The organism is Xanthobacter wiegelii (assembly GCF_043193855.2).
Classification (GTDB): domain Bacteria; phylum Pseudomonadota; class Alphaproteobacteria; order Rhizobiales; family Xanthobacteraceae; genus Xanthobacter; species Xanthobacter flavus_A.
In genome coordinates, this window is sequence record NZ_CM195529.1 from 2,813,940 (window position 1) to 2,827,275 (window position 13,336).

Genomic DNA, 13,336 nt, shown 5'->3' on the forward strand with positions numbered 1-13,336 from the left:
TCCCGGCAACGCGCCCGCCCCACCTGCTCCAGCGTCAGGCGCCGGAGCGCGGCACCGCCGAGATGATGACATGGGCGGCCGTCAGCGGCCCTTCGTCCGTGAGGGACAGATGGATGCGGGGCTCATATCCCTCCGGCACCATCTCCGCCAGCCGTCGCGCCGCGCCGCCCGTGAGCACCAGCGTCGGCTGGCCGGACGGCAGGTTCACGACGCCCATGTCGCGCCAGAACACGCCCCGGCTCAGCCCGGTGCCGAGCGCCTTGGCGCAGGCCTCCTTGGCTGCGAAGCGCTTGGCGTAGGTCTCCGCCCTGAGCTTGCGCCGATCCGCCTTTGCCCGCTCCAGCGGCGTGAAGACGCGGTTGAGGAACCGGTCGCCGAACCGCTCGATGGATTTGGCGATGCGGCGCGCATCCGAGAAGTCGGAGCCGATGCCAAGGATCATGCCGCCGCGTCCGCTGCTGCCGCGCGCCCGGCGGCGATGGCCGCCCGCATGGTGGCGATGGCCGCCTCCAGCCCGACGAAGATGGCTTCGCCGATGAGGAAATGGCCGATGTTCAGCTCCACGATCTCGGGAAACGCCGCGATGCGCTCCGCCGTCGCATAGTCCAGCCCATGGCCGGCATGAACTTCCAGACCGAGCCCGTGGGCCTGCCGCGCGCCGGCCTTCAGCCGCGCGAACTCGGTCTCGGCCTCCGCCGTGCGACCTTCCGCCACCGCGTCGCACCAGCCGCCGGTGTGCAGTTCCACGATGTCGGCGCCGAGCGCGGCGGCGGCGGCGATCTGCCGGTCCTCGGCCGCGATGAAGAGCGAGACGCGGATGCCGGCCGCCTTTAGCCGGGCGATGCGCGGGCCGAGTTCGGCGGCGAGACCCGCCGCATCGAGGCCGCCCTCGGTGGTGCGCTCCTCCCGCCGCTCGGGCACGAGGCAGCAGGCGTTGGGCCGGATGGAGAGTGCGATGCCCACCATCTCCTCGGTGGCGGCCATCTCGAAATTGAGCGGCAGGTCGATGTCTGCCTTCAGCCGCGCCATGTCCGCGTCGCGGATATGGCGGCGATCCTCCCGCAGATGGGCGGTGATTCCATCCGCGCCTGCAGCGGCGGCGAGGAGGGCGGCGCGCACCGGGTCGGGCAGGAGGCCGCCCCGCGCGTTGCGCACGGTCGCCACGTGGTCGACGTTCACCCCCAGCCGCACCGGCTCCAGCACCGCCATCGTTTCCGCTCCTGCCGTCGTCACGCGCGTTCCTGCATGGTCCAGAACACCGTTACCCGCTTTGTCATCCCCCGGCTCGTCCGGGGGATCCACCTAGCCGACAGGCCGGTGCCCCGTCATCGATCACGCGGCAAACGGGACAGTGGATGCCCCGGACAAGCCGGGGCATGACAACTCAAGGACCTGCCTCGACCGGTGAGACACGCCTAATCATAACAACTTCAGCCGTTCACGCGCTCCACCTGCGAGACCACGTCGCGGGCCTTGAGGTCGGCGATGATGGCGTTGAGGTGCCTGAGGTCGAACACCTCCACGTCGATCACCATCTCGTGGAAATCGGCGGATCGGGCATGCATCTGCAGCCCGTCGATATTGCCGCCCCGGTCGCCGATGGCGCCCGCGATCTGCGCCAGCGAGCCGGGTGCGTTGCGGGCGGTGACAACGATGCGGGCCGGGAACCGCCCCTCGGACAGCTCGTCCACGTCCCAGCGCACGTCGAGCCAGCGCTCGGGCGCATCCTCGAAGCCCTGCAGCGACGCCGACTGGATGGGATAGATGGTGATGCCCTCGCCCGGCGTGAGGATGCCGACGATACGGTCCCCTGGCACGGCCCCGCCATCGGGCGCGAAGCGCACCGGCAGGTCGCCGTTGATGCCGCGGATGGGGATGGCATCGAGCCGCTCGGCCTTGGCGCCCTCGGGAATCTTGAACTTCAGGTTGTGCCCGCGCTTCAGCTCGAACCAGCCCTCGCCGCTGGCGCGCTCGGACCGCTCCTCGGGGCGGGGCGGCACCCAGTCGGGATAGACGGCGCGGATCACGTCATCGGTCTTGATCTCGCCCCGCCCGATGGCGGCGAACACATCCTCCGCCGAAGCGCGTGCGAGGCGCGGCGTGGCCTTCGCCACAGCGTCCTCGGTGAAGGGCTTGCCGACGCGGGTGAAGGCCCGCTCGGTGATCTTGCGGCCGAGGCCGGCATATTGGGCGCGCACGGCGGCACGCGTGGCCCGGCGCACGGCGGCGCGCGCCTTGCCGGTGACGGCGATGGTCTCCCACGCGCCCGGCGGCGTCTGCGCCTTGGAGGTGATGATCTCCACCTCGTCGCCGTTCTTCAGCTCAGACACCAGCGGCGCGATGGAGCCGTTGATCTTGCAGCCCACGGCGGTGTTGCCCACGTCGGTATGCACGGCATAGGCGAAATCGATGGGCGTCGCCTTGCGCGGCAAGGCGATGAGCCGGCCCTTGGGGGTGAAGCAGAACACCTGATCGTGGAACAGCTCGAGCTTGGTGTGCTCGAGAAATTCCTCGGGCGAGAGCCCCTGCGAAAGGTTCTCGATGGTCTTGCGCAGCCAGGCGTAGGCGCGGCTCTCGTGGGAGAGCATCTCCCCTGGCGCGCCCGACGCATCCTTGTAGAGGGCATGGGCGGCGATGCCGTATTCGGCGATCTCCTCCATGTCCTTGGTGCGGATCTGCATCTCGACGCGCTGGCGGCGCGGGCCGACCACGGTGGTGTGCAGCGAACGGTAGTCGTTGGGCTTGGGGGTGGAGATGTAATCCTTGAACCGGCCGGGCACGATGGCCCACTTGGTGTGGACCACGCCCAAAGCCCGGTAGCAGTCCTCCACCGAGGAGACGAGCACGCGGAAGCCGTAGAGGTCCGACAATTGCTCGAAGCCGATGGCCTTGCGCTCCATCTTGCCCCAGATGGAAAACGGCCGCTTCTCCCGCCCCTTGACCTCGGCGACGATGCCGCGCCGGGCGAGTTCGTCCTTCAGCTCCCGCTCGATCTCCTGCACCACCGGCCCGTTGACCTGCCGAAGCTCGGAGACGCGCGTGGTGATGCTCTCATAGGCCTCCGGGGACAGTTGGCGGAAGGCGAGATCCTCCAGCTCCTCGCGCATGTCCTGCATGCCCATGCGGGCGGCCAGCGGCGCGTAGATGTCCAGCGTCTCCTGCGCCACCCGGTCCCGCTTCTCCGGCGGCACCCATTTCAGCGTGCGCATGTTGTGGAGGCGGTCGGCGAGCTTGACGAGGAGCACTCGCACGTCGTCGGCGATGGCGAGCAGGAGCTTGCGGAGATTCTCGGCCTGCTTCGCCTGCTTGGAGACGAGGTCGAGCTTCTTGATCTTGGTGAGCCCCTCCACCAGCGTCGCGATCTGCTGGCCGAAGAGGCGCTCGATCTCCGCCTTGGTGGCGCTGGTGTCCTCGATGGTGTCGTGCAGCAGGGCCGAGACGATGGTGGCATCGTCCAGCTTGAGATCGGTGAGGATCGCGGCGACTTCGAGCGGATGGGAGAAATAGGGATCGCCGGACGCACGCAGCTGACTGCCATGCGCCCTCATGGCGTAGACGTAGGCGCGGTCGAGCAGCGCCTCGTCGGTGTTGGGATTATACCGTCGAACGCGCTCGACGAGTTCGTATTGGCGCATCATGGCCGGAACGATCCGTCGCAGCACGGCGGAGCGGGTTGAGCACCCGCCCCATCCTGTTGGACCGTAGATATCATGCGGGGGGGCGGGATGCGCAAGCCATTGTCACTGCATGGGTGTGGGAATGTCGCGCATGCCTTGGCCCGCCTCCCTCCCCCTCCCCATGAGGAAGAGGGAGGCGCGAGTATCACGGCAGAAGCAGCGTCGCCCCGGTGGTGTTGCGGCCTTCGAGGTCGCGGTGTGCCTTCTGCACGTCCTTCAGCGCATAGGTCTGGTGGATCGGGATCTTCACCGCGCCGGTCAGCACCGCCTCGAACAGGTCGTTGGCGGTGGCGATGAGGTCGGCCCGCTTGGCGACGAAGGTGCCGAGCGTGGGGCGGGTCGCGAACAGCGAGCCCTTGGCGGAGAGGTGCAGCAGGTCGAAATTCTTGATGGCGCCGGAGGCGTTGCCGAAGCTCACGAACAGGCCGAGGGGCTTCAGGCAGTCGAGGGAGGCGGGATAGGTGGCCTGTCCCACGCCGTCATAGACCACGTCGCACAGCTTGCCGGAGGTGATCTCCTTTACCCGGTGCACGAAGTCCTCGTCGCGGTAGAGAATCACCTCGTCGCAGCCGTTGGCGAGGGCCAGCTCGGCCTTGTCCTTGGAGCCCACGGTGCCGATGACGGTGGCGCCGAGGTACTTCGCCCACTGGCACAGGATGAGGCCGACGCCGCCGGCGGCGGCCTGCACCAGAATCACGTCGCCCGGCTTGATGTGGTGGGTGCGGCGCACGAGATACTGCGCCGTCATGCCCTTCAGCATCATGGCCGCGGCGGTGCGGTCGTCGATGGCGGCGGGCAGATGCACCAGCGCCGCGGCTGGCACGTTCCGCAGCTCCGCATAGGCGCCGATGGTCATGGCATAGGCCACGCGGTCACCGGGGTGGAAATCGGTCACGTCAGGGCCGACCGCCTCGACCACGCCGGCGCCCTCATTGCCGGGAATGAAGGGCATGCTGGCGGCCTTGTAGAGGCCGGTGCGGAAATAGACGTCGATGAAGTTGAGGCCGATGGCGGTGTGGCGCACCTGCACCTGTCCGGGCCCCGGCGGCGCAACCACCACCTCCTCGAAGGTGAGCACCTCGGGTCCGCCCGTCTGATGCACCTGAACCGCATGAACCATGGCAACCAACCCCTATCCTCCCGAAGTTGGAGGGATCATAGGGCGGGCGGGGTCGGCCGCAAGCGCAGTCAGCGCCCTCCCGAAATCTTGAGCACCGCGCCTGTCGTGTAGCTCGCGGCTTCGGACAGCAGGAACAGCACCGCCTCCGCCACCTCCTCCGCCGTGCCGGGCCGGCCGATGGGGATGGACGGCGTCAGGCGCTCCAGCCGCCCGACCACGCCGCTCGCATCGTGAATGTCGGTGGCGATGAGGCCCGGCGCGACGGCATTCACGCGGATTCCCTCGCGCGCCACCTCCCGTCCGAGCCCCAGCGTGAAGCTGTCGATGGCGCCCTTGCTGGCGGCGTACCAGACATATTCCCCCGCCGAGCCCAAGGTCGCCGCCATGGAGGAGATATTGACGATGGCGCCGCCCTTGCCGCCCCGCGCGGTGGACATGCGCCGCACCGCCTGCTGCGCCACAAGGATCGCCCCCGTGACGTTGAGATCGATGACATGGGCCATCTCGGCGGGGTCGGCATCGGCGAAGGGACCGGCGCGGCCGGTGATGCCGGCGTTGTTCACGAGGTCGGTGACGGTGCCGAGATTGGCGTCCACCTCCTCATAGAGACGGGCGATGTCCTCCGGCCGCGCCATGTCGCCCTTGACCACCAGAACCTCCGCCCCCAGCGCCCGCGCCTCGGCGGCCACATCGTCCGCAGAGGCGGCGTCGCGCGTGTAGTTGATGGCGATGCGACCGTAGCCGGCTTCGGCCGCCTGCCGCACGCAGGCCGCGCCGATGCCCCGGCTGCCGCCGGTGACGAGCAGAACCTTGTCCGCGTTCATTCCTCGCCTCCCCTGTTGAGCGCGATCCGCCGCCGGCGACGGCCGGCGGCGGCGACGTTGAGCGCCTCGACCATCACCGAGAAGGCCATGGCCGCATAGATGTAGCCCTTGGAAACATGGGCGCCGAAGCCGTCGGCCACCAGCGTCACGCCGATCAGCACCAGGAAGGCGAGCGCCAGCATCTTGGTGGTGGGATGCGAGGCGATGAAGGCGGAGAGCGGCCCGGAGGCCACGAACATGATGCCCACCGCAATGATCACCGCCATCACCATGATGGCCAGATGCTCGGCCATGCCGATGGCCGTCAGGATGGAATCCACCGAGAAGACCAGATCGAGCAGGATCACCTGCACGACAATGGAGGCGAAGGCGCGTTTGGCCGCTCCGGCCCCATCCGCCGCGCCCGGCTCGTCCTCGCCTTCCAGGGCGCCGTGCATCTCCAAAGTCGCTTTGGCGATCAGGAAGGCGCCGCCGCCGATGAGGATGATATCGCGCCAGGAGAAGTCATGCCCGAACGCCGAGAACAGCGACTCTCTGAGGCCGATCAGCCAGGAGAGCGCGAACAGCAGCCCGATGCGCAGCAGAAGCGCTGCTGAAAGGCCGATCTGCCGGGCCCGCAGCGCCTGCGCGGGCGGCAGGCGCTGCACCACCAGCGAGATGAACACGACATTGTCGATGCCGAGCACGATCTCCATGGCCGTCAGCGTTACCAGCGCCGCCCAGGCTTCCGGCGACGTGATCCAATCCAGCATCGGCGCGCTCCCCTGCCCCAGATTCGCGAAGGCTGATCGGAACGCGGCGCGACTGCAAGTGCGAAGCACAGCAACACCAGGCGCGCACGCGCTGGTCCGCGGCCTCGTCCTGCACGTATCCGCGGCATCTCCGCAGCTTTCGCCGGAGTAGAGTCGGCTCTAGTGTCCCGTGATCCGACCATGAGGAGGCAGCGATGGAACACGACGTGATGCACGAGGTGGTCGTCGTCGGCGCGGGTCCCGCCGGGCTTGCCACCGCCATCGGCCTCGCCGCGCGGGGCGTGTCGACCGCGCTCGTCACCGGCCCCGATCGCGGCGCGGACCACCGCACCACGGCTCTGCTGGAAGGCTCGGTGCGCATCCTCGACTCGTTCGGCGTCTGGGCGAGTATCGCGCCCCGCGCGGCGCCGCTGCGCGACATGCGCATCGCCGACGCCACCCGCCGGCTTGTGCGCGCGCCGGAGGTGACCTTCCGATCCGCCGAGATCGGCCTCGACGCCTTCGGCTACAACATCGAGAACGATGCCCTGCGCAACAGCCTCCTCGCCGCCGCGATGGAGATGCCGGACCTCCACATCGCGCGCACCTCTGTGGAGCGTATCGATTTCGCGCCGGATGCAGTGACGCTCGCCCTCGCCGACGGCGCGCGCCTTTCCGCCCGTCTCGTCGCGGGGGCGGACGGACGGCAGTCCACGGTGCGCGCGGCCGCCGGCATCAAGATGCGCAACCGCGCCTATCCACAGGTGGCCTTCACCGCCACCGTGCGACACACGCGGCCCCACGAGGACACCTCCACCGAATTCCACACCGAGAGCGGCCCCTTCACGCTGGTGCCGCTCGCGGGCGAGCGCTCCTCCATCGTCTGCGTGGTCACCGAGCGCGAAGCCATCCGCCTGCTCGGCCTTGGCGACGAGGCGCTGGCGCGGGAGCTGGAGGCGCGCGCCTCCTCCGTGCTCGGCCGGTTCGAGATGGAGGGTGGCCGCGGCGCCTTCCCGCTGGCGGCGGAGACTGCGGAAAGCCTCGTCGGCGACCGCGTGGCGCTGCTGAGCGAAGCGGCGCACATCATGCCGCCCATCGGGGCTCAGGGACTCAATCTCGGCCTGCGGGATGCGGCGGCTTTGGTCGCGCTCGTGGCCGATGCGTTGGCGTCCGGGCGCGATCCCGGCAGCCGCGAGGTGCTCGCGCGCTATGCGGACAAGCGCCAGCGCGACATTTCGAACCGCATGTCCGCCGTGGACCTGCTCAACCGTTCGCTCCTGTCCGATCTGGTGCCGGTGCAGAGCGTGCGCGGCTTCGGCCTCTATCTGCTCGACCGCGTCGGCCCGCTGCGGCGGACGCTCATGCGCCTCGGCGTCGGCGACAAGGCGGCGTGAAGCTGGCCGCATGAAGCTGGCAGCGTGAAGCTGGTGGCGTGACGATCAGAACAGGCTGAGCGGGATGAGGTGCTCGCGCAGCAGATAGAGCATCAGCGTGACCGTCACGACCGACGACAGCGTGCCGAGGAGGACGGCGGTGGACGCCTCCTCCACGAACACATGGTATTGCCGCGCCAGCACGAACACGTTGAGCGCCGGCGGCAGCGCGGCCATCAGCAGCAGCGTTTCCTCCCACACCGGCAGGAACGGCCCGAACAGCGAGAGCGAGACCAGCGCCACGAACGGGTGGACGAGGAGCTTCAGCACCAGAAGCGGGGCAAGCTCCACCGGCACGCGCTTCAGCGGCCGCAGCGCCACGGTGACGCCGAGGGTGAACAGCGCGCAGGGCGCGGCGGCGTTCTTCAGATAATCCAGCATCCGCGAGAGGGCGTCCGGCTCCTTGAACTCGAACGCCGCCGCCAGCACGCCCAGCAGCGTCGCGATGTTGAAGGGGTGGGTGAGCACCCTTTTGGCGATGAGCACAAGGGTATGGACGATGCTCTCGCCCCGCCCGCGCGTCGCCATCAGCAGCGGCACGACGGTGAAGAAGAACACGCTGTCGGTGGCGAAGATGAGCGCGGCCGGGCTCGCGGCGGCCTGCCCGAAGGCGGCGAGCGTCAGGCCCGGCCCCATGTAGCCCACATTGGCATAGGCCCCGGCGGTAAGCGCGATGGCCGCCTCGCCGATGTTGCCCTTCCTGAACCACAGGCCGACGCCCAGCGCCAGCAGCGACATGGTGGCGGTGGAGGCCAGCACGGCAACGATGAAGGCGGGATTTGCCAGCTCGTGGAACGGCGTCTGCGCCACGATGCGGTAGAACAGCGCCGGCAGCGCCACATAAATGATGAAGAAGGAGAGCCAGGCGAGCCCCGCCTCCGGCAGCTTCACCCTGCGGCCGCAGAAATAGCCGAGGAAGATGAGGCCGAAGAAGGGAAAGGCAAGGCCGAAGAGGTCGCTCATGATCGCCGGAGGCTGGCCGGAAGGCGGCGGAGGCAGCAGTGGTGCCCCCTTCCTACAAAGCCCCGCGATGGATGGAAAGCGCAGGCGCCCCCGATCAGCGCGCCCCCGCCTTTCCCATCAGATGCCGAGCGGCATAAAGCTCGGGATAGAGCCGGTTGCGGAACTGGCTCGCGGCCGGCTCCACCGTCGCCAGCAGCCGGTCGATGGCGCCGGAGTTCGGCGTATCGGCCCAGGCGCGGCGCGCGATGGGACGGTCGTCGAGCCAGAAGGGGCTCCAGTCCAGCGTTGTCTCGATGAGTTCGCGGGCGAAGTCCGGCCCCTCCTCTAGCGAGCCCTGCAGCACCACGTCGATGTAGGACTGCACCAGCGGGAAGTTCACGTCAGGGTACTGGAGATCGGCTGGGCCTTTGCCGTCGGAATTCTTCGGCACGTAGATCCAGATCTTGCCGACGCGGGGCAGGCCTTCCCAGTCGACGGCTTCCACATGGGCCTGATCCAGCTCCACCCGGTTATAGCCCCCCTCGCGGGCGTCGAACGCGGCGAGCTCGGCCTCATCCTTCACCGGGAAGATGACGCCGTTGATGCTGTAGGCCTCTTCGCCCGGCATGCGCGGGCGGATGCCGAGGGCGGTGAAGCCCGCCGCGCCCTCGCGCGGCGTGAAGCGCGACGCCCATGACCGGACATAGCCGAAGCTCCCCGAGATTCGCGCCGCGATGGCGGGCACGGGGCGCCCGGAGGTGGAGGTCCGCGACGGCCCGTTGATCAGGGAGCCGTAGCCGAACAGGAAGTCCCGCGGCGCATTGGCGAGACGCTGGCCCCAGAAGTCCTTCCCCATCACCGGCAGGGTGGAAGCAGCCAGCCCGGCGACACCGCCGAGCATTCCGCGCCGCGAGATCATCATGCCCAAGGTCCCCCTGCCCGATGCGCTTTCGCCTTCGCCCTGAAGTCGTGTTGCGCGGGCGGGCGAGCTATGCTGCATTGCAATCAACAGGTTCTGCGGGGGGTTGTACACCCCTCGCCCGATCCATACGGGGGGACTCATGAAGCTGCCGCGCCAATTCTTCAAGCCGCTCGCCATCGGCGCGCCCGCACCTTATCGCGAACTGCCGGTGCGGCTGGAGCGCATGATCCATTTCGTGCCGCCGCACCTGGAGAAGATGCGCGCCAAGGTGCCGGACATCGCCAAGCAGGTGGACGTCGTGCTCGGCAATCTGGAGGACGCGATTCCCTCCGACGCCAAGGAGGCCGCGCGCAGGGGCTTCATCGAGATGGCCAAGGCCACCGATTTCGGCTCCACCGGCCTGTGGACCCGCATCAACTGCCTCAACAGCCCGTGGGTGCTGGACGACATCGTCGAGATCGTCAGCGAGATCGGCAACAAGCTGGACGTCATCATGCTGCCCAAGGTCGAGGGCGCCTGGGACATCCACTATCTCGATCAGCTTCTCGCCCAGCTTGAGGCGCGCCACTCCATCGCGAAGCCCATCCTCATCCACGCCATTCTGGAAACCGCCGAGGGCGTGAAGAACGTGGAGGAGATCGCGGCCGCCTCCCCGCGCATGCACGGCATGAGCCTCGGCCCGGCCGATCTTGCCGCCTCCCGCGCCATGAAGACCACCCGCGTCGGCGGCGGCCATCCGGACTACAAGGTGCTGGCCGATCCGGACGGTGACAAGCCGCGCGCCGGCTATCAGCAGGACCTGTGGCATTATACCGTCGGCAAGATGGTGGATGCCTGCGCCGCCAACGGCATCAAGCCGTTTTACGGCCCGTTCGGCGACTTCGCCGACCTCGCCGCGTGCGAGAGCCAGTTCCGAAATGCCTTCCTGCAGGGCTGCGTCGGCGCCTGGTCGCTGCACCCCACGCAGATCGAGATCGCCAAGCGCGTGTTCTCGCCCGATCCGGGCGAGGTGGCGTTCGCGCTCAAGATTCTCGAAGCCATGCCGGACGGCGCGGGCGCGGTGATGATCGACGGCAAGATGCAGGACGATGCCACCTGGAAGCAGGCCAAGGTGATCGTCGACCTTGCCCGCATTGTCGCAGCCAAGGACCCGGAAATGGGCAAAGCCTACGGATTGTGAGAGAATTAGTTAACCAGCGGCCGCGGCGAAGGTCGCCGCGGCACTCGCGCCCGGTTTCGGGCGCAGTGGAATAGTCAGGAAGAGGCGGGACATGGCCAGCCAGGACAAAGCGCGCGCAAAGCCCGCAATCGTTGCTCCCATTGGCGACGGCATCCCCGAAGACCCCACGCATTACGCTGCGTCAGAACTCGGTGCGGGCATGCGTCAGGCGAGGTTCCGCATCGGCGAGGTGGTGCGCCACAAGCACTTCCCCTTCCGGGGCGTGGTGTTCGACGTGGACCCCGTGTTCGACAACACCGAGGAATGGTGGCTCTCGATTCCCGAGGACATCCGCCCCCACAAGGACCAGCCGTTCTACCACCTGCTCGCCGAGAACGCGGACAGCGAATACGTCGCCTACGTCTCCGAGCAGAATCTGGAGCGCGACACATCCGAGGAGCCGGTGCGCCACCCCAAGGTCACCGAGGCCCTCTCGGAAGATGGCGCCGGCGGCTGGCGGGTGCGGCCCGATCTGGTGAACTGACGAGCCGTTCACTGATCGTTGGACTCGAAAAAACCCCCGGCCACAAGCCGGGGGTTTTTCTTTTAGAGAGAAGACGACGGCAGGTGCCGCCGGCTCACTTCTTCGCCGGATCAGCCGCAGGCGCAGCCGGAGCGGGAGCGGGAGCGGCAGGCTTGGCGGGGGCGGCGGTCTTCTCGATCTTCGCGTCGGCGCGCAGCTTCGTCACCATGTCGGCCTGCGCCTTGCGGACGAGGTACTGTTCCACCTGATCCTCGACCTGCTCATAGGCCGGCACCGGCTTCTGGCGCTTGTCCTCGACCTTGATGATGTGCCAGCCGAACTGGGTCTTCACCGGGTCGGAGACCTGGCCCTTCTCCAGCTTGAACGCAGCTTCGGCGAATTCCGGCACCATCTGGTCCTTGGTGAAATAGCCGAGATCGCCGCCGTCTTCGGCGCTGTCCTTGGAATTCTCCTTGGCGAGCTTGGAGAAGTCCTCGCCGGCCTTGGCGCGCTTGGCGATGTCCTTGGCCTTGGCCTCGTCGTCCACCAGGATGTGGCGGGCGTGGACTTCCATGTCGGCGGGGGCGGACTTCACCAGATCGTCGTAGGTCTTGCGCTTGAGCTCCGCGGAAACGGCCTTCTTGGCCTCCTGCATCATGAGCGCTTCCATGAGCGCCTTCATGCGGGCGTAGGCGAGGCGATTCTGGAACTCGGGGGTCTGGTCGATCTTCTGCGCCTCGGCGGCCTTGGCGATAAGGGTCATGTCGGTCAGGAACGACAGGACGTATTCATCGCGGGCCGGGCCACGGACTTCGGGCGGCAGGCCGGAGCCGATGTCCTCGATGGCGATGTTCAGCTCGCTCTGGCGGATGGGCGTCCCGTTGACGGTGACAAGGACCGGATCGGCGCCGGGGGCTGCCGCAGGGGCCGCAGCAGGAGCGGCCGCGGGTGCCGGGGCTCCCTGCGCCAACGCCGCCCCCATGGAGGCCGCGGAAACCGAGGCCGCGAGCAGGGCGGCGAAGAGGGAAAGCTGAGCGGAACGCTTCATAGGGCCGTTTTCCTCGGATATGTGTCGTCGGATGCGCCGATGCGCGCGCAACCTTGCTCACGTGTCCTCCGCTGACAAGAGGGCATTGTTGCGGCATACCGGCGACTGGAAAACGCACGGCGGGGCTTTCGTTCCCACGCGCGAGCCTGTATAAGGCGCGCCTTCAATCGGGAATGCTGGCCCCAGGGCGAGCCCCGCGAATTGCTTCCAGGCATTTCGCAACCGGGCTCTAGACGAACGCGCACAGGCGTCGTCTTCCGTCTTCAGGTTCGGCGCACACCGATCACAAGTTCGAAAAGCCGCAAGGGCGCCAGCCGGCGCGCTCGCATGTTGCGCCAGTTGGCGAGTCACCTGGCTCGTTCCGTCGTTCAGGAGTTTGGACAATGGCTGTCCCGAAGAGAAAGACCTCGCCGTCCCGTCGCGGCATGCGCCGCTCGGCCGACGCGCTGAAGCAGCCCACCTATGTGGAAGACAAGGATTCGGGCGAGCTGCGCCGTCCGCACCACGTCGACCTCAAGACCGGCATGTATCGCGGCCGTCAGATCCTGAAGCCCAAGGCCGAGGCCTGAGCTTCATTCAAGCGAGCGGCGGCCGCACGGCCGCCCGCTGCAGCGCCGGCGCAACCCGTCGGCGCGCCGCGCCCTTCAAGCGGGCGCTTCGGCCCCGGAGGCGTCACGCTCAGCGACCGGGCCCATCTGTTCCCGCCCGTGTCGCCGCCACGCGATTCGCTCCCGCGCATGGGATCACCGTTTTAGAGCGACCGGCCAAACGGCACGCGTCTTTCCAACGGCGCTCTTTCTCTCCCCAAATCTGCCCATCCCATGAGCCAAATGGCTGCGCATGAACGCGCGACCTGCGCACGGCGCATTGCGCGTGCTGCCTTCGCCCGCCCTTGATTCTCCCCTTACCCAACTGGCGATCAGGCGGAATGGCGCACCCCGGGCCGCCTCCGCGTCC

The 13,336-nt window shown here is 68.0% G+C and carries 13 protein-coding genes; 4 read left to right on the forward strand and 9 right to left on the reverse strand.

Annotated features, from left to right (window positions below):
* Positions 1–34: 34 nt before the first annotated feature.
* From acpS to V5F63_RS13000, 6 genes are all read right to left on the reverse strand, one after another.
* The gene (gene acpS, locus V5F63_RS12975; protein WP_209489502.1) at positions 35–442 is read right to left on the reverse strand and encodes a holo-ACP synthase; all 408 of its coding nucleotides are present in this window, start codon (positions 440–442) and stop codon (positions 35–37) included.
* Positions 439–1,209, reverse strand: coding sequence for a pyridoxine 5'-phosphate synthase (locus V5F63_RS12980; protein WP_394102456.1), 771 nt, complete (start codon positions 1,207–1,209; stop codon positions 439–441). The genes acpS and V5F63_RS12980 overlap by 4 nt, the downstream gene beginning before the upstream one ends.
* A 221-nt stretch (positions 1,210–1,430) precedes the next feature.
* On the reverse strand, positions 1,431–3,638 hold the full coding sequence (locus V5F63_RS12985; protein ID WP_209489504.1) for a RelA/SpoT family protein: 2,208 nt from the start codon (positions 3,636–3,638) through the stop codon (positions 1,431–1,433).
* Between the two features lie 184 nt (positions 3,639–3,822).
* Positions 3,823–4,797: a quinone oxidoreductase family protein gene (locus V5F63_RS12990; RefSeq protein WP_394102421.1), complete on the reverse strand. Its 975-nt coding sequence runs from the start codon at positions 4,795–4,797 to the stop codon at positions 3,823–3,825.
* Positions 4,798–4,865: 68 nt separating this feature from the next.
* A complete protein-coding gene (locus V5F63_RS12995) occupies positions 4,866–5,621 on the reverse strand; it encodes an SDR family oxidoreductase (protein ID WP_209489508.1) in 756 nt (251 codons plus the stop codon).
* Positions 5,618–6,373, reverse strand: a complete 756-nt coding sequence (locus V5F63_RS13000) for a TerC family protein (RefSeq protein ID WP_209489510.1) — start codon at positions 6,371–6,373, stop codon at positions 5,618–5,620. The genes V5F63_RS12995 and V5F63_RS13000 overlap by 4 nt, the downstream gene beginning before the upstream one ends.
* A 194-nt stretch (positions 6,374–6,567) precedes the next feature.
* On the opposite strand from V5F63_RS13000, the gene V5F63_RS13005 reads away from it, so the two are divergent.
* Positions 6,568–7,746, forward strand: coding sequence for a UbiH/UbiF family hydroxylase (locus V5F63_RS13005; RefSeq protein WP_209489512.1), 1,179 nt, complete (start codon positions 6,568–6,570; stop codon positions 7,744–7,746).
* Positions 7,747–7,791: 45 nt separating this feature from the next.
* On the opposite strand, the gene V5F63_RS13010 is transcribed toward V5F63_RS13005, so the two are convergent.
* The gene (locus tag V5F63_RS13010; RefSeq protein WP_394102420.1) at positions 7,792–8,748 is read right to left on the reverse strand and encodes an AEC family transporter; all 957 of its coding nucleotides are present in this window, start codon (positions 8,746–8,748) and stop codon (positions 7,792–7,794) included.
* A 94-nt stretch (positions 8,749–8,842) separates the two neighbouring features.
* A complete protein-coding gene (locus tag V5F63_RS13015; protein WP_394102419.1) occupies positions 8,843–9,649 on the reverse strand; it encodes a gamma-glutamylcyclotransferase family protein in 807 nt (268 codons plus the stop codon).
* A gap of 139 nt (positions 9,650–9,788) precedes the next feature.
* On the opposite strand from V5F63_RS13015, the gene V5F63_RS13020 reads away from it, so the two are divergent.
* Both V5F63_RS13020 and hspQ read left to right on the forward strand, forming a co-directional pair.
* Positions 9,789–10,829 carry an HpcH/HpaI aldolase/citrate lyase family protein gene (locus V5F63_RS13020; RefSeq protein WP_394102418.1) on the forward strand — a complete coding sequence of 347 codons (1,041 nt, stop codon included), beginning with the start codon at positions 9,789–9,791 and terminating at the stop codon, positions 10,827–10,829.
* 199 nt (positions 10,830–11,028) lie between these two features.
* Positions 11,029–11,352, forward strand: coding sequence for a heat shock protein HspQ (gene hspQ, locus V5F63_RS13025; protein WP_209489518.1), 324 nt, complete (start codon positions 11,029–11,031; stop codon positions 11,350–11,352).
* 94 nt (positions 11,353–11,446) lie between these two features.
* On the opposite strand, the gene V5F63_RS13030 is transcribed toward hspQ, so the two are convergent.
* The gene (locus V5F63_RS13030; protein WP_394029242.1) at positions 11,447–12,379 is read right to left on the reverse strand and encodes a peptidylprolyl isomerase; all 933 of its coding nucleotides are present in this window, start codon (positions 12,377–12,379) and stop codon (positions 11,447–11,449) included.
* Positions 12,380–12,762: 383 nt separating this feature from the next.
* Between V5F63_RS13030 and rpmF the strand changes: the two genes are divergently transcribed.
* The gene (gene rpmF / locus V5F63_RS13035) at positions 12,763–12,948 is read left to right on the forward strand and encodes a 50S ribosomal protein L32 (RefSeq protein WP_024279215.1); all 186 of its coding nucleotides are present in this window, start codon (positions 12,763–12,765) and stop codon (positions 12,946–12,948) included.
* Positions 12,949–13,336: the final 388 nt, after the last annotated feature.